The 18,984-nt window shown below is 73.1% G+C and carries 20 protein-coding genes; 10 read left to right on the top strand and 10 right to left on the bottom strand.

Features of this window, described 5'->3' with window-relative positions; all coding sequences use genetic code 11:
* Positions 1-19: 19 nt before the first annotated feature.
* On the bottom strand, positions 20-970 hold the full coding sequence (locus AC0VYN_RS25055; protein WP_475532782.1) for a hypothetical protein: 951 nt from the start codon (positions 968-970) through the stop codon (positions 20-22).
* Between the two features lie 286 nt (positions 971-1,256).
* On the opposite strand from AC0VYN_RS25055, the gene AC0VYN_RS25060 reads away from it, so the two are divergent.
* The 3 genes from AC0VYN_RS25060 to AC0VYN_RS25070 all read left to right on the top strand — a co-directional run bounded on the left by AC0VYN_RS25060 (position 1,257) and on the right by AC0VYN_RS25070 (position 2,787).
* Entirely contained in the window at positions 1,257-1,796 is a 540-nt protein-coding gene (locus AC0VYN_RS25060; protein WP_475532783.1) for an NUDIX domain-containing protein, read from the top strand.
* A 287-nt stretch (positions 1,797-2,083) separates the two neighbouring features.
* Positions 2,084-2,476 carry a YidH family protein gene (locus AC0VYN_RS25065; RefSeq protein ID WP_475532784.1) on the top strand — a complete coding sequence of 131 codons (393 nt, stop codon included), beginning with the start codon at positions 2,084-2,086 and terminating at the stop codon, positions 2,474-2,476.
* Positions 2,473-2,787 (top strand): DUF202 domain-containing protein, encoded by a 315-nt coding sequence (locus tag AC0VYN_RS25070; protein ID WP_475532785.1) that lies wholly within the window; start codon positions 2,473-2,475, stop codon positions 2,785-2,787. The genes AC0VYN_RS25065 and AC0VYN_RS25070 overlap by 4 nt, the downstream gene beginning before the upstream one ends.
* Here the strand turns inward: AC0VYN_RS25070 and AC0VYN_RS25075 are convergent.
* Complete coding sequence (locus AC0VYN_RS25075; RefSeq protein WP_475532786.1) at positions 2,784-3,740, bottom strand: NADP-dependent oxidoreductase; 957 nt, start codon at positions 3,738-3,740, stop codon at positions 2,784-2,786. The two genes, AC0VYN_RS25070 and AC0VYN_RS25075, sit on opposite strands and share 4 nt — an antisense overlap.
* Positions 3,741-3,950: 210 nt before the next feature.
* On the opposite strand from AC0VYN_RS25075, the gene AC0VYN_RS25080 reads away from it, so the two are divergent.
* The 3 genes from AC0VYN_RS25080 to AC0VYN_RS25090 are packed head-to-tail and all read left to right on the top strand — an operon-like array spanning position 3,951 to position 6,607.
* Entirely contained in the window at positions 3,951-4,976 is a 1,026-nt protein-coding gene (locus tag AC0VYN_RS25080) for a phosphotransferase family protein (RefSeq protein ID WP_475532787.1), read from the top strand.
* A gap of 6 nt (positions 4,977-4,982) precedes the next feature.
* Complete coding sequence (locus AC0VYN_RS25085; protein ID WP_475532788.1) at positions 4,983-6,200, top strand: acyl-CoA dehydrogenase family protein; 1,218 nt, start codon at positions 4,983-4,985, stop codon at positions 6,198-6,200.
* 14 nt (positions 6,201-6,214) lie between these two features.
* Entirely contained in the window at positions 6,215-6,607 is a 393-nt protein-coding gene (locus AC0VYN_RS25090; RefSeq protein WP_475532789.1) for a LysR substrate-binding domain-containing protein, read from the top strand.
* Here AC0VYN_RS25090 and AC0VYN_RS25095 read toward each other — a convergent pair.
* The 3 genes from AC0VYN_RS25095 to AC0VYN_RS25105 are packed head-to-tail and all read right to left on the bottom strand — an operon-like array spanning position 6,546 to position 9,599.
* A complete protein-coding gene (locus AC0VYN_RS25095; protein WP_385472760.1) occupies positions 6,546-7,139 on the bottom strand; it encodes a TetR/AcrR family transcriptional regulator in 594 nt (197 codons plus the stop codon). The genes AC0VYN_RS25090 and AC0VYN_RS25095 overlap by 62 nt on opposite strands.
* 25 nt (positions 7,140-7,164) lie before the next feature.
* The gene (locus AC0VYN_RS25100; RefSeq protein ID WP_475532790.1) at positions 7,165-8,835 is read right to left on the bottom strand and encodes a class I adenylate-forming enzyme family protein; all 1,671 of its coding nucleotides are present in this window, start codon (positions 8,833-8,835) and stop codon (positions 7,165-7,167) included.
* Positions 8,832-9,599: an SDR family oxidoreductase gene (locus AC0VYN_RS25105; RefSeq protein WP_475532791.1), complete on the bottom strand. Its 768-nt coding sequence runs from the start codon at positions 9,597-9,599 to the stop codon at positions 8,832-8,834. The genes AC0VYN_RS25100 and AC0VYN_RS25105 overlap by 4 nt, the downstream gene beginning before the upstream one ends.
* Positions 9,600-9,759: 160 nt before the next feature.
* On the opposite strand from AC0VYN_RS25105, the gene AC0VYN_RS25110 reads away from it, so the two are divergent.
* Positions 9,760-11,013, top strand: coding sequence for an exo-beta-N-acetylmuramidase NamZ family protein (locus tag AC0VYN_RS25110; RefSeq protein WP_451627817.1), 1,254 nt, complete (start codon positions 9,760-9,762; stop codon positions 11,011-11,013).
* Positions 11,014-11,029: 16 nt separating this feature from the next.
* Here AC0VYN_RS25110 and AC0VYN_RS25115 read toward each other — a convergent pair whose 3' ends face one another.
* Positions 11,030-13,837 carry a penicillin acylase family protein gene (locus AC0VYN_RS25115; protein ID WP_475532792.1) on the bottom strand — a complete coding sequence of 936 codons (2,808 nt, stop codon included), beginning with the start codon at positions 13,835-13,837 and terminating at the stop codon, positions 11,030-11,032.
* Between the two features lie 235 nt (positions 13,838-14,072).
* Here AC0VYN_RS25115 and AC0VYN_RS25120 point away from each other — a divergent pair, with 235 nt between their 5' ends.
* Complete coding sequence (locus AC0VYN_RS25120) at positions 14,073-14,675, top strand: hypothetical protein (RefSeq protein WP_475532793.1); 603 nt, start codon at positions 14,073-14,075, stop codon at positions 14,673-14,675.
* An 82-nt stretch (positions 14,676-14,757) separates the two neighbouring features.
* Positions 14,758-15,492, top strand: a complete 735-nt coding sequence (locus AC0VYN_RS25125; RefSeq protein WP_475536980.1) for a 3-keto-5-aminohexanoate cleavage protein — start codon at positions 14,758-14,760, stop codon at positions 15,490-15,492.
* An 87-nt stretch (positions 15,493-15,579) separates the two neighbouring features.
* Here the strand turns inward: AC0VYN_RS25125 and soxR are convergent, their stop codons facing one another.
* Positions 15,580-16,098, bottom strand: coding sequence for a redox-sensitive transcriptional activator SoxR (gene soxR / locus AC0VYN_RS25130; RefSeq protein ID WP_385470733.1), 519 nt, complete (start codon positions 16,096-16,098; stop codon positions 15,580-15,582).
* Positions 16,099-16,239: 141 nt separating this feature from the next.
* Here soxR and AC0VYN_RS25135 point away from each other — a divergent pair, with 141 nt between their 5' ends.
* Positions 16,240-16,701 (top strand): MaoC family dehydratase, encoded by a 462-nt coding sequence (locus tag AC0VYN_RS25135; RefSeq protein WP_475536981.1) that lies wholly within the window; start codon positions 16,240-16,242, stop codon positions 16,699-16,701.
* 4 nt (positions 16,702-16,705) lie between these two features.
* Here the strand turns inward: AC0VYN_RS25135 and AC0VYN_RS25140 are convergent, their stop codons facing one another.
* The 3 genes from AC0VYN_RS25140 to AC0VYN_RS25150 all read right to left on the bottom strand — a co-directional run bounded on the left by AC0VYN_RS25140 (position 16,706) and on the right by AC0VYN_RS25150 (position 18,940).
* Positions 16,706-17,353: a TetR-type transcription factor C-terminal domain-containing protein gene (locus AC0VYN_RS25140; RefSeq protein ID WP_475532794.1), complete on the bottom strand. Its 648-nt coding sequence runs from the start codon at positions 17,351-17,353 to the stop codon at positions 16,706-16,708.
* A gap of 83 nt (positions 17,354-17,436) precedes the next feature.
* Complete coding sequence (locus AC0VYN_RS25145) at positions 17,437-17,727, bottom strand: YiaA/YiaB family inner membrane protein (RefSeq protein WP_385470729.1); 291 nt, start codon at positions 17,725-17,727, stop codon at positions 17,437-17,439.
* A 61-nt stretch (positions 17,728-17,788) separates the two neighbouring features.
* Positions 17,789-18,940, bottom strand: a complete 1,152-nt coding sequence (locus AC0VYN_RS25150; RefSeq protein ID WP_475532795.1) for an acyl-CoA dehydrogenase family protein — start codon at positions 18,938-18,940, stop codon at positions 17,789-17,791.
* Between the last annotated feature and the right edge of the window lie 44 nt (positions 18,941-18,984).

Genomic DNA, 18,984 nt, shown 5'->3' on the forward strand with positions numbered 1-18,984 from the left:
ACTGTGGGGTGCGGGGATGTCAGGTGGTGCCCAGCGCGTCGGCGCGGGCGGCGCGGAAGGCGGGGTGGGGGTCGCGGTCCGGGTACGACCACGGGGCGGGCGTGGCGTGCTCGCCGATGCGGTGGAACAGGGCGGCGGCCTCGGCGCCGCGGCCCTCGCAGGACTTGGCGTGCGCGAGGAAGTTGAGGTCGACCAGGCGGCGGGGGTGGCCCTCCTGTTCCCACTCCAGCCACCAGTCGAAGGCCGCCTTCATCACCTGCCGGGCGCGCCGGCCGGCCCAGTGGCCGGACGCCCTCGGGTCGGCGGACTCGTGTCCGGCGGCGGCCAGCACGCGGTAGCGCTCGGCGTGCGCGACCACCGGCAGGACGGCGAGCGGGGAGTCGGCCGGGGCCTGTTCGGCGGCCCAGCCGGCGAAGTCGTAGGCCTCGTGGAGCGGGTCCGGGCCGTCGGCGCCGCGGCGTTCGGCGAGCCGGGCCACCATCAGATGGTGGGCGTGGTGGTGGTCGGCGTACCGCCCGCGCACCTGCTCGAAGGCGCGGACGACGTCCTCGTCCGCGCCGAGCGTGCGTTCCAGCAGGAGCAGTCCGAGCCAGGGGGTGGGGTCGCCGGGGACGAGTGCGGCGGTGTCCCGGCATGCCTCCCGGACCCGGCCCGGCTTCTCCTTCCCGCGCAGGGCGCGGTGGACGAGGGCCAGGGAGAGCAGGACGGCGGCGTCGGTGGAGTCGGGCTCGGCGAGCAGCCACTCGCGGGCCCAGGCGGCGCAGTGGCGCTCCTGGGCGAGGACGGTGACCCGGTGTCCGCGGCGGTCCCAGTCGTCACCCGTGTGGACGAGCAGGGAGCGGGCCGACTGCCAGCGCCCCTGGGTCAACGCGGTGCGCGCGGTGACGAGTTCGGCGTCGTCGAGGGCCTCGTCGAAGGACTGTGCCGCGCGTCTGCGGCCTCGGCCGAGGGGAGGCGGGGGTGGGGGCACCGCGGGAACTTCCTCACGCGACCCGGTGGGTCGTGGTAGCCGGTTTGCCATGAACTGATCACGCACAGCAAACCGGCAGCCGAGGCCGGCCGTCAAGGCCCGCAGGTCCGTTACACGCGTCAACTGGCGTTACTGGAGGGGCACTTGTCGCCCCGACCACGGCGTCAGGGCAGCGCGCGCCACCCGGATGCAATGCATCCGGCGATGCGGCAGGGCACCGGCGAGCACGGGCCGGCGCGGGATCCGCGGCGGCGCCGACCCCGACGGCCGCTGCTTGGATGAGGGCATGAGCGCTGCTGACGAGATCCTCGACGTCGTCGACGAGAACGACCGCGTGACCGGACGGGCCCGGCGGGGCGACGTGTACGCCCGGGGGCTGCGGCACCGGTGCGTGTTCGTGCGGGCCCGGGACACGCGGGGCCGCGTCTTCGTCCACCGCCGCACGCCGACGAAGCTGGTCTTCCCGTCCCTGTACGACATGTTCGTCGGCGGGGTGGTGGGCGCGGGTGAGTCGTACGACGACGCGGCGTTGCGGGAGGCGGAGGAGGAGCTGGGGGTGGCGGGGCTCGCGCGGCCGGAGTTCCTCTTCAAGTTCCTGTACGACGACGGGGCCGGGCGGACGTGGTGGTCGGCGGTGTACGACGTGCGCTGCACGTCCCAGGTGTCCCCTCAGGTGGAGGAGGTGGAGTGGTGGGGGTTCCTGGAGGAGGCGGAGGTGGAGCGGCGTCTGCTGGAGTGGGAGTGGGTGCCGGACGGGGTGGCGGCGTATGCGCGGCTGCGGGGTGGGCTTGGGGGTGGGGCACGGGGCTCGGCACTGCCGGGGTGACGGGCGTGGGTGCGGGCGGGTGGGGCGTGGTGCGGGCGGGTGGGGCGTGTGGCCCGGCGCTGCGAGGTGCCTCCCTCACTCTCGGCTTCGCTCGAGCGGGGGGACCCCCACCGCCCACCCGTGCCGCCCTGGGGGCACCTCCCAGGCCGTTCAGGCACTGGGGGAGGCACGACTGCCCGCAGCTGCGCGGGACGGCTGCGTGCAGCTACGCGGGACGGCTGCGTGGGGCGGCTGTCGGCCGTGCCCTTGCGGGATGTCGTGCCGGCGTCGGCCGGTAGGGTCCCCGGGTGATCGCATTCGTACGGAACCTCCGGCTCTGGTTCTCGCCCGAGGAGGTGCGGCAGGAGGGCGTGACGCCCGACTACCGGTTCTCGCTGGCCAACGAGCGCACCTTCCTGGCCTGGCTGCGCACCGCCCTCGCCCTGATCGGCGGCGGCTTCGCGGTGGACCAGTTCCTGCCCGACCTGCGCTGGGGCTGGCGGGTCGGACTCGCCCTCGCGCTCCTCGCGGCCGGCGTCCTGTGCTCCCTGCGGGCCGTCAACCACTGGGTGCGCTGCGAGCGGGCCATGCGCCGCGGCGAGGACCTCCCCGTCTCCCGCTTCCCCACGCTGCTCGGCCTGGTGGTCGCGGTGGTCGCCCTCGTCATGGTCGTCGTGGTCCTCGCCGGGTGGGAAGGATGACCGCACCGGACCGCGACCCCGGGCTCCAGCCCGAGCGCACCCGGCTCGCCTGGCGCCGCACGACCCTGTCCGGCACCGTCGTCGCCGTGCTCGCCGCGAAGGCCGCGCTGCACGACGGCCCGACCCCTTCCTCGGTCGTCGCCACGGCGCTGTGCTGCGCGCTCTGGCTGGTCTTCCTGGCCATCGCGCACCGCCGCATCCGCGCCCTCGCCGCGGCGGGCACCCCCCGGGTCGTCGCCCCCGGCAACGCCGCGGCGGCCGCGCTGTGCACGATGGGACTGGCGGTGTGCGGCGCGTTCCTCGTCCTCTAGGACGCGTCCGGCGCCCCGTCCGCCTCCCAGTCCACCGTCACCACGATCTTCCCCCGCGTCCGCCCCTCCTCGTTCCGCCGGTAGGCGTCCGCCGCCCGCTCCAGCGGGAACGTCTCCGACACGTGCACCGCGACCACCCCCTGCTCCGCCAGCTCGGTCAGCCGCAGCAGGTCCTCGGCGTCGGGGCGTACGAAGAAGTACCGCCCGCCGTAGTCGACGGCGTCCGGGTCGGCGATCGACACCAGGCGGCCCTCGGTGGCCAGCAGGTTCGCCGAGGTCCGCAGCGTCTCGCCGCCGACCGTGTCGAACACCGCGTCCACGCCCTCGGGCGCCAGCCCCCGCACCCGTTCGGCCAGGCCCTCCCCGTACGACACCGGCTCCCCGCCGAGCCCCCGCACGTAGTCGTGGTTGCGCTCACTGGCCGTACCGATGACCCGCGCGCCCAGGTGCCGGCCCAGCTGGACGGCGATCGAGCCGACCCCGCCCGCGGCGGCGTGCACGAGAACGGTCTCGCCGCGCTTGACCCGCAGGGCCTTCACCAGGACCTGGTAGGCGGTCAGGCCGGCCAGCGGGAGACCGGCCGCCTCCTCGTAGGAGAGGTTGCGCGGCTTGCGCGCGAGGGTGCGCACGGGTGCCGCCACGTACTCGGCGAAGGTGCCCCGGGAGAGGAAGTCCTCGCGGACGTAGCCGATCACCTCGTCCCCGACGGCGAACTCGGTGACGGCCGCGCCCGGCTGCACGACGACCCCCGACACGTCCCAGCCCGGGACCACCGGGAACACCGGTTCGAGGAGTGCGTCGAGGTGGCCCTCGCGGCACTTCCAGTCCACCGGGTTGACGGCGGCGGCCCGCACCTTCAGCAGGACCGCGTCCGGACCCACCCGCGGATCGCGGACGTCTCCGTACTCCAGCACCTCGGGGCCGCCGTACCGTGCGTAGCTGATCGCCTTCATGGCTTCGACCCTCCGGGGTGCAGGGACGCCACGCAAGCGGAACGGCCGGATACGCACCGATCACGCGACACCCGTGTGGCGGCCCGCCCGGCGGTGACCGCGGGGACGGCCGCTAGGGTGGCCCCGGTCACGTTCCGCTCGCCCACTGGACGCCATACCGACCGGTCGGCATCATGAGTCGGGTATTCTTCGTCTGCCCGAGGAGCGTCCATGAGCCCCGACCACCCGCCCGGACTCGATCTCGACCGGTTGCGCACCCTGCTCGACCGCGAGCGGCCCGGTCTGGTGACCGGCCCGCTGTCCGGCCGGCTGATCGAGGGCGGACGGTCGAACCTCACCTACGCGGTGTCGGACGGCACCTCCCGGTGGGTCGTGCGGCGCCCCCCGCTGGGCCACGTGCTGGCCACCGCGCACGACATGAGGCGCGAGCACCGGGTGATCAGCGCCCTGCACCCGACGGACGTGCCGGTGCCACGCCCGGTGCTGCTGTGCGAGGACGAGGAGGTGCTCGGAGCGCCCTTCTACGTCATGGAGTTCGTGGACGGCGTCCCCTACCGCACCGCCGAGCAGCTCGCCCCCCTCGGACCCGAGCGCACCCGGGCGGCCGTGCTGAACCTCGTCGACACGCTGGTCGGGCTGCACGCGGTGGACCCCGTCGAGGTGGGCCTAGACGACTTCGGCCGGCCCGAGGGCTTCCTGGACCGCCAACTGCGCCGCTGGGCCAAGCAGCTCGACGCCTCCCGCAACCGCGACCTGGCCGGCATCGACGAACTGCACGCCACGCTCGGCCGGGAACTGCCCCGCTCCCCCGCGCCCACGGTCGTGCACGGCGACTACCGCCTCGACAACGTCCTGATCGGCGGGGAGGGCGACGGGATCCGGGCGATCCTCGACTGGGAGATGTCCACGCTGGGCGACCCGTTGACCGACCTCGGGCTGCTGGTGATGTACAGCAGCCCGCTCGGCCTGCCCGACTCCCCCGTCTCCACCACGGCCCAGGCGCCCGGCCACCCCGCCCCCACCGAGCTGATCGAGCGGTACGCCGCGCGCTCGGGGCGCGACGTGACCGCGGTGGCCTGGTACACGGCGTTCGCCTGGTTCAAGCTCGCCGTGATCCTGGAGGGCATCCACTACCGCTACACGCTGGGCCAGACGGTCGGCCGCGGCTTCGACCGCATCGGCGAACTCGTCCCCGTCTTCATCGAGCACGGCCTGACCACCCTTCAGGAAGGCTGATCCGTCATGGACTTCGCGTTCGACGCACGCACCGACGAACTCCGCGCCAGGCTGCTCGCCTTCATGGACGAGTACGTCTACCCGGCCGAGCGGACCGCCCACGAGCAGCGCGCCCGGCTCGCCTCTCCCTGGGACACCCCGCAGGTCGTGGAGGACCTCAAGGCCGAGGCCCGCCGTCAGGGCCTGTGGAACCTCTTCCTGCCCGACGCCGAGCACGGGGCGGGCCTGACCAACCTCCAGTACGCGCCGCTCGCCGAGATCACCGGCCGCAGCCCGCAGCTGGCGCCGACGGCGACGAACTGCGCGGCGCCCGACACCGGGAACATGGAGGTGCTGGCCCAGTTCGGGGACGAGGCGCAGAAGAAGCAGTGGCTCCAGCCGCTGCTCGCCGGGGAGATCCGCTCGGCGTTCGCGATGACCGAGCCGGACGTGGCCTCCTCGGACGCCACGAACATCACCACGCACATCGAGCGCGACGGCGACGAGTACGTCGTCACGGGCCGCAAGTGGTACATCTCCGGGGCGATGAACCCGGACTGCCGGATCTTCATCGTGATGGGCAAGACGGACCCGGACGGCGAGGACATCCGCCGCGAGCAGTCCATGGTGCTGGTCCCCAGGGACACGCCCGGCGTGACCGTCAACCGGGCGATGCAGGTCTTCGGCTACGAGGACCACTACCACGGCGGCCACGCCGAGGTGACCTTCGACCACGCGCGCGTGCCGGTGTCGAACCTGATCGGCGAGGAGGGCGGCGGCTTCGCCATCGCCCAGGCGCGGCTCGGTCCCGGCCGGATCCACCACTGCATGCGGCTGATCGGCATGGCCGAGCGGGCCATCGAGCTGATGTGCCGGCGGGCGACCTCCCGCACGGCCTTCGGCAAGGCGCTGGCCCAGCAGGGCGTCGTGCAGAACTGGATCGCGGACGCGCGGGTCACCGTCGAGCAGCTGCGGCTGCTGGTGCTCAAGACCGCCTGGCTGATGGACACCGTCGGCAACCGCGGCGCCCACACCGAGATCCAGGCCATCAAGATCGCCACTCCGCGCGCGGTGGTCGGCATCCTCGACCGGGCGATCCAGCTGCACGGCGCGGGCGGCGTGAGCCAGGACTTCCCGCTGGCCGAGCTGTACGCCGGCGCCCGCACGCTGATGCTCGCCGACGGCCCGGACGAGGTGCACCAGCGCTCGCTGGCGCGCCGGGAGATCAAGAAGTACGTCCAGTAGCCGCCGGAGCAGTGGTGGTCCGCGCGCCCAGGGACCTCGCCGAGGAGCCGTTCGTCGACTTCCGCGCGGGCACCGGCCTGGAGACGGCGGTGCGGCGGCTGGCGGCGCACTGCGGCCTGGAGCGCCGTATCACCTGTGATGTCACCCAGATCGGGCTGCTGGTCGATCTGGTGCGGGCCGGGATCGGGGTGGCGTTCGTGCCGCGGCGGATCGGCGAGCGGGCCGGACTGCCGTGCGTGGCCGTCCGGCAGCCGGAGCCGGGCCGTACGGTCGTGCTGGCCGGGCGCGGGCCGCGGCCGCGCAATTCCGCGGCGGCGGCCCTGGCCGATCACCTCACGGGCAGGCTCACGGACGCAGCGCCCGCAGCAGCAGGTCGGCCAGGTGGTCGGCCACTTCCTGCGGGCTGAGCGGGCCGTCGGGGCGGTACCAGGTCGACAGGTGGTGCACGGAGCCGAAGTGGTAGTCCACGACGAGGTCGGCCGGGACCTCCTTGGTGAAGACGCCGGCCCGCTGGCCCTCCTCGATGAGCGCCCGGAAGCGCTCGTGGTAGCGCCGGCGCTCGGCGCGGACCTGCTTGTTCTTCTCCGGGCTGAGCTGGTGCATCGAGCGGAAGAAGATCGACGCGTCGTCGAGGTTGTCGATGGTGGTGACGACCACGTCGGCCGCCGCGTCGCGCACCCGGTCCTCGACCGGCCCGTCGGAGTCCGCGTAGGCGTCCAGGCGCTCCTGCTGGAGGCGCAGCACGCGCGCGTACACCTCGTGCAGGAGGTCGTCCTTGGAGCCGAAGTAGTGGTACAGCGCGCCCTTGGTGACGCCGGCCGCCTCCACGATCTCCTGCACCGAGGTGCGGTCGTAGCCCTGCTCCGCGAAGAGCCGGGTGGCGGCGGCCAGGAGCCGCTGCGGCACCGGAGTGCCGTCCCCGTCCGTGGTCCTGGGCACTGCCGTCACCTGCCTTTCCGTTGTCTCACTGTCCGTCGTCGTGCGTACGGGAACGCAGTTCCCGACGGAGGATCTTCCCACTCGCCGTCTTCGGCAAGTCGGTCAGGATCTCCACCTGACGCGGGTATTTGTAGGCGGCCAGTCTCTCCTTGCAGTACGCGGCCAGCGCATCCGGGTCGGTGTCGGCGCCCGGCCTCAGGCTGATGTAGGCCTTGACCGTCTCCCCGCGGTACCCGTCGGGCACGCCGACGACGGCGGCCTCGCGCACCGCCGGGTGGGTGTAGAGGACGTCCTCGACCTCGCGCGGCCAGACCTTGAAGCCGGACGCGTTGATCATGTCCTTCTTGCGGTCGACGACGTAGAGCCAGCCCCGGTCGTCCATGAAGCCGATGTCGCCGGTGCGCAGCTCGCCGCCGGGGAAGGTCTCGGCGGTGGCGTCGGGACGGCGCCAGTAGCCGGGGACGACCTGCGGGCCGCTGACGACGATCTCGCCCTGCTCGCCGAACGGCACCTCCTCGCCCCGGTCGTCCAGGATCCGGACGACCGTCTCGGGGCCGGGGACGCCCACGGCGAGGGTCCCGGAGACCGGGTCGACGGGTGCCTCGAGGTGGGGCGGTACGGAGGCGCAGGGCGCGGTGCACTCGGTGAGCCCGTAGCCGTTGCGGATGTACGGGCCGAAGCCCGCGCGGAACTTCTCCACCAGTGCGGGCGGCAGGGGGGCGCCGCCGGAGGAGATGTTGGCGAAGGACGCGAAGTGCTCGCGGGTGACGGAGGGGTGGGCGGCCAGCGCCATGAAGGCGGTGGACGGGCCGACCGTGTAGTGCGGCCGGTGCTCGGCGAACGCGTCCAGGACGACGCCCGCCTCGAAGCGGTACGCCAGGACGAGCGTGCCCGCGCTGTTCAGGCAGGCGCCGAGCTGGCAGACCATGCCGGTGATGTGGAACAGCGGAGCCAGCGCGAAGTACACCGGCGCCTCGGGCAGGCCGAGGCCGGTGCGCTGCCGCTCGGCGTTGTACATGATGTTGCGGTGCGTGTTGGTGGCGCCCTTGGGCGTGCCGCTGGTGCCCGAGGTGTAGCTGATGAGCGCGGTGCCGGCGGGCTCGGGGTCGCGGTCCCCGGGCGCCTTGTGGCCGGCGCGGGCCACCTCGGTGAGGTCGTCGGCGTCGGTGGCCGGCGGCAGCCGCTCGAAGGTCAGCACGCGGGCGTCGCCCCTGGTCTGGAAGTCCAGCTCGCAGGCCGTGAGCACCGTCCGCACCGGCGAGCCGGCGGCCGCCTCGCGCAGGTAGCCCTTCCAGGCCCGGTCGGAGCAGACCAGGGCGGCCACCTCGGCGTCGCGCAGGACGTGGCCGACCTCTCCCGACTTGTACATGGGGTTGACGGGCACGACGACCGCGCCCGCCTTCCAGGCGCCGAGGACGGCGAGCACGAAGTGCGGGGAGTTCTGCAGCAGGACCGCCACCCGGTCGCCGCGCTCCAGGCCGCGGGCGGTGAGGTGCCCGGCGACGGAGTCGCTCAGCTCGTCGGCCTCGCGGTAGGTCAGGCGGCCGTCGAAGTAGGCGAGGAAGGCGCGGTCGGGGGCCTCGGCGGCGGCCCGGCGCAGGCTGTGCACCAGGGAGGCGTCCGGGTCGAGCGGGACCTTCTGGACGTCGGTGAGGAGGTCCAGCCACGGCTTGGCCGCGTAACGGGAGCCGGTCATCGTGCCGTCGCCTCCCACTGCCGCTGGAGGCGGTTCATCCCGCGCAGCCAGCGGTCGGGTTCGGCCGCGCGGGCCTGGTAGTACTCGGCGACCTCGGGGTGCGGCAGGATCAGGAAGCGGTCGTCCTCGATGCCCTTGAAGAGGGCGTCCGCCACCTCCCCGGGCTCGATCGCGGTCGGGGCGAGCACCAGCTCGCCCGCGCTGCCGCTCGCGGTCAGCATGTCGGTGCGCACGCCCTGCGGGCAGATCGCGTGGACCTTGACGCCGCGGTGGCGGTACGTGAGGGACAGCCACTCGGCGAAGGCGTAGGCGCCGTGCTTGGTGACGCTGTAGGGGGCGGCGCCGATCATGGTGAGCAGTCCGGCCGCCGAGACGGTCGAGACGAAGCGGCCGGCGCCGCGCTCCAGCCAGCCGGGGAGCAGTGCGTGGGCCGCGCGCACGTGGGCCATGACGTTGACGTCCCAGGCGAGGGCCCAGACGGACTCCTCGGCCGCCTCGGAACCGCCGGATCCGACCCCGGCGTTGGCGCAGTAGACGTCCACCGTGCCGCCCAGCGCGTCGCGGGCCTCGGTGATGATCGCGGATGCGTCCCCGGGGACCGCGATGCCGCCGATCTCCTCGGCGACGGCCTTCGCCCGCCCGGCGTCGAGGTCGTTGACGACGACCCGGGCGCCCTCGGCCGCGAAGCGGCGGGCCAGCGCGGCGCCGATGCCGCCTCCTGCCCCGGTGACGACGACTCCGGCATCCTGCACGGCTTCCACCATCGGTCTCCTTCGACACGGCTCGGGCGCTGCCGGACGCCAGACTAACCAGTCGGTATGCCGGGCGGAAGAGGTGAACCGCGGTTCGCGTCGTTCCCCGGGGCGGGGGGCGCGGGTTAGCGTGCGTGCGCATGACACCCGCCGCGATCACGGAGGTCACCGCATGACGCTGTCCAGACGGAACCTGCTCGCCACCACGGCCGCGGTGGCGGCCACCGCCACGGCCGCCACCGCCGGGCCGGCCCAGGCCGCCCCCTCGGGCGGCGGACGCCGGCTGCGCACCGGGTTCGAACGACTGGCCGACGACGGCTACGCCCTGCTCGAGGGCGAGCGGGTCGGCATCGTCACCAACCCCACCGGCATCACCCGGGACGTGCGCCACATCGTGGACGTGATGCACGCCGACGGGCGGGTGAACCTGACGGCGGTCTTCGGTCCCGAGCACGGCTTCCGCGGCACCGCTCAGGCGGGCGGCTCCGAGGGCCGTTACGACGACCCGGCGACCGGGCTGCCCGTCTACGACACGTACCTGAAGAGCGGGCAGCCGCTCGCCGACGTCTTCACGGCGTCCGGCGTGGACACCGTCGTCTTCGACATCCAGGACGCGGGCGCGCGTTTCTACACGTACATCTGGACGCTGTACGACTGCATGGAGGCGGCGCGGCTCGCGGGCAAGCGGTTCGTGGTGCTGGACCGGCCGAACCCGGTGACCGGGCGGGCGGCCCTGGGGCCCGTCCTGCACGAGGAGTTCGCCACCTTCGTCGGGCGGCGGCCGATCGCCCAGGCGCACGGCATGACCGTCGCCGAGCTGGCGCTCCTGTTCAACGGCGAGTTCCTGCCGTCGCCCGTGCCGCTGGAGACCGTCACGATGACGGGCTGGAAGCGGTCGGAGTTCTACGACGCCTCCGGGCTGCCCTGGGTACCGCCGAGCCCGAACATGCCGACCCCGGAGACGGCTCTGGTCTACTCGGGCACGTGTCTGTTCGAGGGCACGAACCTGTCGGAGGGACGCGGCACCACCCGCCCGTTCGAACTGCTCGGCGCGGAGGGCGTCGACGGGCGCTGGGCCGCCGCGGCGAACGAACTCGGCCTGCCCGGCGTGCGGTTCCGGGAGGCGTACTTCGCGCCCACCTTCTCCAAGTTCCAGGGCAGGACGGTCGGCGGCGTGCAGCTCCACGTGCACGACCGGGCCGCCTTCGACCCGGTACGCACCGGGATCGCGCTGCTGGTGACCGCCAGGCGGAGCTGGGACGGCTTCGCCTGGCGGCCGGACAACTGGATCGACAAGCTCACCGGCTCCACACAGGTGCGCACGATGATCGACGCGGGCGCGGACACCGACGAGGTGGTGGACGGCTGGGAGCGGGAACTGGCGGCGTTCCGCAGGACGCGCCGCCAGTACCTCCTCTACCGCTGACCGCGGTGCCGGCCGGTCACCTGTGGGACGTGAACTCCACGACCTGCTGGTAGGTCGGCCGGTTCTGCCAGCTGATGCCGCCGTGCTTGATGCCGCCGAGGGTACGGTGGATCACCGAGTCGGCACACCACTGGTCGCCCGCGGAGCAGTTGTCGTCGCCCGGGTAGACCTGGGCGGGGGTACGGCCCGCGGCCTCCTTCAGGGTGGAGACCAGGGCGTCCCTGCAGGCGGCGAGGTCGCCCCCGCCGCAGTACCGCCGCGCCAGCGGGCCCTTGACCGGCTCGCCGAGCACCGACCGGACGTCCTTGTCGACGTAGCTCCACCAGCCGTACTGGAAGGCGCTGCCGGCGTGGGCCCCGGTCGGGCCGTGGCCGGCGGACGGCGACTCGTCGACGGGCAGGTTGCGGGTGAAGGCGGTGTAGAGGTCGCTGCCGAGACCCGGCTCGAACTCGGCCTTCACCAGCAGCGGCCACCAGGCGTCCAGGGTGCGGATCGCGTCGGCGTGGGCGTACTTCTTCGCGCCGGCCGAGGTCTCCGTGCGCAGGGCACCCGCCGCCAGCCACCCCTTGAGCCGGTCCACGGCCGTCCTGGCCGCGGGGTCGGTCACCGGCGTGGACTCGATCACCTTCAGCAGGCCGGGCACCACGTCCTCGGCCCGCAGGTCGGCGAGGCCCGCCTCGGCCATGGCCTTCACCAGCGCGGCCCGGGTGACGCCCCCCTGGGCGACCAGTCTCCTCACCCGGTCGTCGAGGAGATCGCCGCGGTGGACCGAGCCGTTGCCCCAGGAGGCGGCCGGGTAGTCCTTGGCCTGCTTGTTGTTCCAGGAGATGTAGTAGTCCTGGTCGACGGAGCGGGGGTGGGCCGACGCGGGCGTGTAGCGGGCGGTGTTGGCCGCCGGGTCCCAGCCCTGCCACTCGTACGCGTCGCGCGCCCAGACCGGGAACTCGGCGTCGACGCCGTTCGCCCGTACCGGGTTGTCGCCGCTGTTGTAGTACGCGGTGTGCTCGGAGTCGGCGTAGAACCAGTTGAAGGTGTAGTTGATGTGCTGCACCGCGCTCTGGAAGCGTTCCGGGCCGTCGACGTAGTCGGGGTCGTTGAGCATCTGGAAGCCGATGATCGAGTCGGCCTCGTGCAGGTAGGACGAGCGCAGCGTGGTGTAGGCGACCTTCTTGCCGCCGACCGTCGCGCGGTGCTCCACGGGTCCGTACTTCGTGCGCCAGACGCGCATCGTGTAGGAGCCGGCCGCGGTGCCGTCGGCGACGGTCGGCTTCCAGGCGTTCCGGCGCTCGATCTTCTCCATCGGCGTGCAGGTTCCGCGGTAGAGGTAGTGGTAGTCGTCCTGGCACAGCTCGACCGCGTAGGTGTCGATGATGTCCTGGCCGGAGGTGGTCGCGCTCCAGGCGTAGTCCTGGCCGCGGCCGAGCTCGACGTACATGCTCAGGCCCGCGAAGGAGGCGCCGCGGGCACTCAGGCCCGGTCCCTGGAGTTCCTGGAGCATGAGCAGCTGGGGCGCGAAGTAGCCGGTCTGCGGGCCGAACACGGCGACCGGGTCGCCGCTCGCGGTGTGCTTCCCGCTGACGACCAGGGCGTTGGACATGCCGCGCCGGGCCGAGGTGACGGCCGCGTCGGCCGCCGTGGCGGTGGCGCCGGTCGCGCTCGCCGCGCCGGCGCTGCCGGTGCGGTCGTACACCAGGGGCTCCGCCCGCACCGAGCCCTCGTCCGGGAGGGCGCGGCCCTGGGGGGCGTCGGGGCGGGGCAGGTACGGGAAGCTGCCGTCCTGCTGGGTGAGGACAGCCTCGGGGTCGTTGCGCTGGCGGAAGGACTCCCAGACCTTGGTGCCCTCGGCGACGCCGTACTTCTCCTGGGCGGCGAGCAGCGAGAGGGCGTTGTTGACCTCGCCGCCGCCTCCGGCGCCGAAGAGGGAGCCGATGACGGAGGCCAGGGCGATCAGGTCGGTGCGCCGGAAGGGCTCGATGGTTCCCGCGTTGGTGATGGCGTCCTTGTGGCCGGTCAGGACGTACTCGCCGGGGAAGTAGCGGCCCTTGTCGGAGGCGTCGATGTAGGCGTTGACGCCGGCGACGTAGGCGTCCACGTCGGCGAGGGCCTGCTCGCCGCGCTCGCCGGCCTTGGCGGCGGCGCTCTCGATCTGCGCCTCCAGGTCGGCCTCGGTGTAGGGGGCGCTGCGCCAGAACTGCTGCTCCAGCCCCTGGTTGGCGGGGGCGCCGCCGGCGAAGGACGTCAACTGGCCGCGTCCGACGTGCCGGAAGAGGTCCATCAGCCAGAGCCGGTCCTGGGCCGCGGCGTAGCCGGCGCCGAACTCGGTGCCGTAGCGGGTGGTGCCGGTGATGTGCGGCACGCCGGTCCTCTTGTCGCGGACGATCGTGACGTCGGCGCGTCCGGCGGGGCGGAGGGTGGAGGCGACCTGGTCGGCGGGGACGCCGAAGGAGGCGTCCCCGAAGAAGGTGTTGATCTTGTCGTTGGTGAGGCCGGAGTAGCCGGAGGCCAGGTTCGCGTAGGGGCCGAGCTGGTCCTCGGCGTGCGCGGGCTGGGTGCCGAAGGCCTGGTTGAGGAGGATCTGGGCGAGGGTGGCGTTGCCGTTCTGGCCGGGCGGCAGGATGTCCGAACACCGTCCGCCGCAGTGGTCGTCGGCCGCCGCCCGCACGGCCGTGGGGGTGGTGGTACCCGTGCCGGCGGCCACCGCGGGGGAAAGCGGCGACAAAAGACCGGCGATGAGGGCGCATAGCGACGCGCTCTTCAGGAACCCGTGGAAGCCGCGGGGAGTTCTCAGTCTGTCAAGGGCGTTACGTGGGGTGCGCCGTTGCATGGCAGCTCCTCCCGACAGGGGTGGGCCCGGACGTTACCGCCGGTATCCCCGAGTTGGAAGATGAACATGCGTCAGTTTTCGAAGAGGTTGCGATCGGCTGGTGGGAGGTGTCGGAAATCGGAGGGAGCCGAATCGCGTGTCGATACGTCTACTCGGTGACGTCGGGAGGGCGACTCCCCACGACGACACCGAAGTGACCGAAGTACAGGTGCAGGTGTGACGGAGGTGCAGGGCGATGGCCGGTTTCCGGAGTCTGGCGAGACAGGTCCGAGATCCACGGTGCGACCTGGCGCTACGGCGCTACTCGCTGCGCAAGTGCCTTGAGCGGTTCGCCCCTTACGGGCACAGGGCGACCTGGGACCATCTGTGCTCGCGGGCCGGCTTCGGCCCCGAGGACCGCTCCCCCGACCCGGCGCGGCTCGTGGCCGCACTGGAGGAACTGGAGGAGGCCCGTTCGGTGTGGCTCGCCTACGAGGTGGAGTTCGCCGAGCGGCGCAGGAAGGAGAAGCACGACGGTCTGCGCAGGCCGGGAAGTGTGGACGACTGGCACCGGCTGACCTGGGGCGGTTTCGGGGTGGCCTGGTGCGACGACCCGAGGCTCCATCCCGACGGGCCGCTGGCGGAGGTGCTGCGCCGGCTCATCTCGGCCCTGGAGCGCGAACCGGGAGTGGTGTGCCCGGTGTGCGACGGGGACCGGCTGGTCTGGAGGTACGACCTGGACCACGAGCCGTCGACGGGCCCGGTCTGCACCGACTGCGGAATCCTGGTGCCGCGGCCGGTGCTGACGCCGGAGGCCCTGGCGGACGCCCGGCGTGAACGGCTGCTGATGTCGGCGTAGTGGCCGAGGGGGTGCGCCGGTGACGCCGCACCCCCTGCGGCCCGCGGGCGCCGTCCGCGGCGCCCGGATTCCTGGGGGAACGGTGCAGGTCTGTGTGAACGGTGCCCGCGGGGCCGCCGACGGCGCGGTGGTGCCGCTGACGCCGGAGGCGATGGCGGACGCCGTGGCCGGGGCGGTGGCCGCCGGGGCCACGGACGTCCACGTCCATCCCAAGACCCCGTGCGGGCAGGACACGTTGTCGCCGCGGGTGCTCGCGGTGACCCTGGAGGCGGTACGGGCGCGGCTGCCGGCACCGGTGCCGGTGGGGGTGACCACGGGGGCCTGGGCCGAGCCCGATCCGGACGCCCGGGCCGCGCGGGTGCGGAGCTGGGAGGCACTGCCCGACCACGCCTCCGTCAACTGGCACGAGCCGGGCGCCGAGACGGTCGCGGCCGCGCTGATCGAGCGGGGGGTGGGCGTCGAGGCGGGCGTCTGGTCCGGCACGGACGGCGCCGAGCGGTTCGCGCGCTCGCCGCTGGGACCGAGGGTGCTGCGGGTACTGGCGGAGGTCACGGACCCCGGCGCCGGGACCGCGGAGGCGTCCGCGCGGGCCCTGCTGTGCGGCCTGGGCACGGCGCACGGCCGCCCGGTGCTGCTGCACGGCGAGGACGGCGGCGCCTGGCCGGTGCTGCGGCTGGCCGGCCGGCTGGGCCTCGCGACCCGCGTCGGCCTGGAGGACACCCTGCTCCTGCCGGACGGCCGGCCCGCCCGTTCGAACGCCGAACTGGTCGGGGCGGGCCTCGCCGAGTGGCGGACGGCCCGGCGCCGCGGGGCGTGAACCGGGCGGGACGCGGCGGACGCGGATGCGGCATCCCGCGGCCGGGCCACCCCCGCGCCGTACCCCGGGAACACGTGTCGGGCGGGGTCAGTCGCAGCACGCCGGGTCGGGCGCCGGCGCCTCGCGGTGGCCGGCCGGCCCCGTTCCGTTCTTCCGTTCCACCAGCAGGCGGGAGCCCGCGCGGCTCACGCCGAAGGCGTCGTCGGGGTTGGACAGGACGCAGGTCTCCAGGGACAGGCAGCCGCAGCCGATGCAGTCGGTGAGGTGGTCGCGCAGCCGGTTCAGCTGCTTGATGCGCTCGTCCAGCTCGGAGCGCCAGGCCTGCGAGAGCCGCGCCCAGTCCTCCTCGGTGGGCGTGCGTCCCTCCGGCAGCTCGGCCAGCGCCTCCCGGATCGTGGCGAGCGGGATGCCGACCCGCTGCGCGGCCCGCACGAAGGCGACCCGGCGCAGCGCGTCGCGGCTGAAGCGGCGCTGGTTGCCCGAGGTGCGGCGACTGCTGATCAGGCCCTTGGACTCGTAGAAGTGCAGGGCGGAGACGGCGGCGCCGCTGCGGGCGGCGAGCTGACCGACCGTGAGCTCGTGGATCTTCTCGGGAATCTGAGGCACTCCCCAGACCCTACCCACCCGCTCACCCGGCGGTCCGTTGACATGGGCGTCACGGACCACCATGCTAAGCAGTTGCTTAGCATGGTCGAGCAGGCACTGGACGAACAGGGCCACGACACCTTTGACGCGGGAGGCCGGGACATGGCAGAGCCGAGGATCTTCACATCCGCCGACGACGTGAAGGCGGCGGTGGGCGAGCGGCTGGGGTACACCGACTGGCTGGAGGTCGACCAGAAGCGGATCGACCTGTTCGCGGAGGCGACCGGCGACCACCAGTGGATCCACGTGGACCCGGAGAAGGCCGCCGCGGGCCCGTTCGGCACCACCATCGCGCACGGGTACCTGACCCTGTCGCTGCTCCCGCTCTTCGGACCGCAGCTGATCAGGGTCGAGGGCGTGAAGATGGGCGTCAACTACGGCACCAACAAGGTCCGTTTCCCCTCCCCCGTCCCGGTCGGCTCACGGCTGCGCGCCACGGCGGCGATCACCGGCGTCGAGGACGTCAAGGGAGGGATCCAGGTGGCCGTCGCCTTCACGGTGGAGCGCGAGGGCGGCGACAAGCCGGTGTGCGTCGCCGAGTCCGTCTCGCGCTACTACCTGTGAGCCGCTACCGCGCCTGAGCGGCGCCGGGCTCCTTGGCCCGCACCATCCGCAGCACGAGGTCGGCGTAGAGCGCGCCGACCTCGTCGGGCGTGCGGGGGCCGTTCACGTTGAACCAGCGGGCGACGTCGATGCACAGGGAGAGCACGGCGAGCGTCGTGCCCTGCACGTCCGCCACCTCGAACTCGCCCGAGGCCACACCCTCCTCGATGATGCCGCGCACCTCGGCGTCGACCTGGCGGCGCAGCGCGACGATCTCGGCACGGGCGTCCGGCCCGAGCGCGTCCAGCTCGTACTGCACCACCCGGGCGGTGGTGCGCCGCCCGGCGTGCCAGCGCACGAAGGAGCTGACGGCGTCGGCGAGCCGTTCCGTGGCGCTGCCCTCGCCCTCGGCCGCCGTGCGCAGGATGCCGAGCGCCCGGTCGTGGCCGATCCGGCTGATGCGGTGGAGCAGCTCTTCCTTGGTCTTGTAGTGGATGTAGAGCGCGGCCGGGCTCATGCCGGCCCGCCCGGCGATGTCGCGGGTCGTGGTCGCGTGGTACCCGCGCTCGGCGAAGGCCTCCACGGCGGCGACCAGCAGTCGCCGGGCCGCGTCGGGCGTGACCTCTTCCCACGGCTCGGTGTCGCCGCCCGCCGTCTCGGCCGCCGTACTCATCGCTTGTTCGCCCCTCTCGGTGACAGGAGCTCCACCATACCGCCGAAGCTGAGCGGGCGCTTAGGGGCGCCCTGCGGCGCACGTCACCCCAGCTTCTCGAAGGGGTCGTGCTCGGCGAGGAGTTTCTCCAGCCGGGCCTGGTCGACCCGGCTGACGATCTGCCCCGCCTCCTGCCGGTCCCGGATGATCTTCGCCAGGGTGAAGGCGGACGTGACGAGGTACAGAACGGCGATGGCGAGGAAGGCGCGCACCCAGGCGTCGGCCTGGAGGTTGTAGATGCCGATGGAGGTGGCGATCATGGCGACCGCGAACGAGGCGACGGCCTGTCCGTAGAAGGCGGCGGTGCTCTGCTGCTTGACCGGTGTGTCACTCATGGGGACAAGCGTCGGCGGATGTGGCCGCGGCCACATCCGCCGACGTACTCAGGTCGGGTACTCAGAAGGCCGAGACGCCCGTCAGCGCGCGCCCGATGACCAGTTTCTGGATCTGGCTGGTGCCCTCGTAGAGGGTCATCACGCGGGCGTCGCGCAGCAGCTTGCCGGCCGGGTACTCGTCGATGTAGCCGTAGCCGCCGAAGACCTGGAGCGCGTTGTTGGCGGCGCGGACGGCGGCCTCCGAGGCGAAGAGCTTGGCCTTGGAGGACTCGAGGGCGAAGGGCCGCCCCCGGTCGATCAGGTCGGCGACCCGCCAGGTCAGCAGCCGGGCCGCGTCCACGTCGAGGGCGATGTCGCTGATCAGTTCCTGCACCAGCTGGTGGTGGGCGATGGTCCTGCCGAACTGCTCGCGTTCGCCCGCGTACCGCACGGCCGCGTCCAGGGCGGCCTGGGCGATGCCGACGCAGCCGGCCGCGACCGACATCCGCCCCTTGGCGAGCGCCGACATCGCGACCGAGAAGCCCTTGCCCTCGGGGGCCAGCATCGCGGAGGCGGGGACGCGGACGTCCTCCAGGACCAGTTCCGCGGTGGCCTGTCCGCGCAGCCCCAGCTTGCCGTGGATGGTGCGGCGGGTCAGGCCGGGGGTGTCGGTGGGCACCAGGAAGGCGGAGACGCCCTTGTGGCCGGGGGCGTCGGTGGAGCGGGCGAAGAGCAGGACGACATCGGCCCAGGTGCCGTTGGTGATGAACATCTTGGTGCCGTTGACGACGTAGTCGTCGCCGTCGCGGACCGCGCGGGTGGACAGGTTCCCGGCGTCCGACCCGGTGCCGGGTTCGGTCAGGCCGAAGCAGCCGACGTACTCGCCGGAGGTCAACCCCGGCAGCCAGCGGCGTTTCTGCTCCTCGTTCCCCCAGGCGGCGATCGTCTTGGCGACCAGCCCGAGGGAGACGGAGACGACCCCGCGCACGGAGCTGTCGCCGCGCCCCAGCTCCTCCGTCACCAGGCAGTACGCGAGGTGGTCGCCGCCGGAGCCGCCGTACTCCTCGTCGACGGTGAGCCCGAGGAAGCCGACCTCGCCGAGTTTCCTGACGATGGACCGGTCCACCTCCTCGGCGCGGTCCCAGGCGACGACGTGGGGGGCGATCTCGCGCTCCACGAAGTCCCGGGCGAGCTGCCGTACGGCGGTCTGCTCCTCGCTGAGCTCCAGGTTCATGACGGGTCACCCCACAGAAGACGGATCCGGGCGGCCGTACCTCG

It is taken from the genome of Streptomyces sp. 63XJN7_1_ISO-PGPR-S23-121 (genome assembly GCF_056173025.1).

Excerpts from the sequence above, each read along its gene's own strand:
- AC0VYN_RS25075 (WP_475532786.1), bottom strand. The coding sequence starts at position 3,740 with ATGAAGGCGATCAGCTACGCACGGTACGGCGGCCCCGAGGTGCTGGAG.
- AC0VYN_RS25085 (WP_475532788.1), top strand. The coding sequence starts at position 4,983 with ATGGACTTCGCGTTCGACGCACGCACCGACGAACTCCGCGCCAGGCTG.
- AC0VYN_RS25060 (WP_475532783.1), top strand. The coding sequence starts at position 1,257 with ATGAGCGCTGCTGACGAGATCCTCGACGTCGTCGACGAGAACGACCGC.
- AC0VYN_RS25120 (WP_475532793.1), top strand. The coding sequence starts at position 14,073 with ATGGCCGGTTTCCGGAGTCTGGCGAGACAGGTCCGAGATCCACGGTGC.
- AC0VYN_RS25105 (WP_475532791.1), bottom strand. The coding sequence starts at position 9,599 with ATGGTGGAAGCCGTGCAGGATGCCGGAGTCGTCGTCACCGGGGCAGGA.
- AC0VYN_RS25115 (WP_475532792.1), bottom strand. The coding sequence starts at position 13,837 with ATGCAACGGCGCACCCCACGTAACGCCCTTGACAGACTGAGAACTCCC.
- AC0VYN_RS25145 (WP_385470729.1), bottom strand. The coding sequence starts at position 17,727 with ATGAGTGACACACCGGTCAAGCAGCAGAGCACCGCCGCCTTCTACGGA.
- AC0VYN_RS25150 (WP_475532795.1), bottom strand. The coding sequence starts at position 18,940 with ATGAACCTGGAGCTCAGCGAGGAGCAGACCGCCGTACGGCAGCTCGCC.
- AC0VYN_RS25080 (WP_475532787.1), top strand. The coding sequence starts at position 3,951 with ATGAGCCCCGACCACCCGCCCGGACTCGATCTCGACCGGTTGCGCACC.
- AC0VYN_RS25110 (WP_451627817.1), top strand. The coding sequence starts at position 9,760 with ATGACGCTGTCCAGACGGAACCTGCTCGCCACCACGGCCGCGGTGGCG.
- AC0VYN_RS25135 (WP_475536981.1), top strand. The coding sequence starts at position 16,240 with ATGGCAGAGCCGAGGATCTTCACATCCGCCGACGACGTGAAGGCGGCG.
- AC0VYN_RS25100 (WP_475532790.1), bottom strand. The coding sequence starts at position 8,835 with ATGACCGGCTCCCGTTACGCGGCCAAGCCGTGGCTGGACCTCCTCACC.
- AC0VYN_RS25140 (WP_475532794.1), bottom strand. The coding sequence starts at position 17,353 with ATGAGTACGGCGGCCGAGACGGCGGGCGGCGACACCGAGCCGTGGGAA.
- AC0VYN_RS25070 (WP_475532785.1), top strand. The coding sequence starts at position 2,473 with ATGACCGCACCGGACCGCGACCCCGGGCTCCAGCCCGAGCGCACCCGG.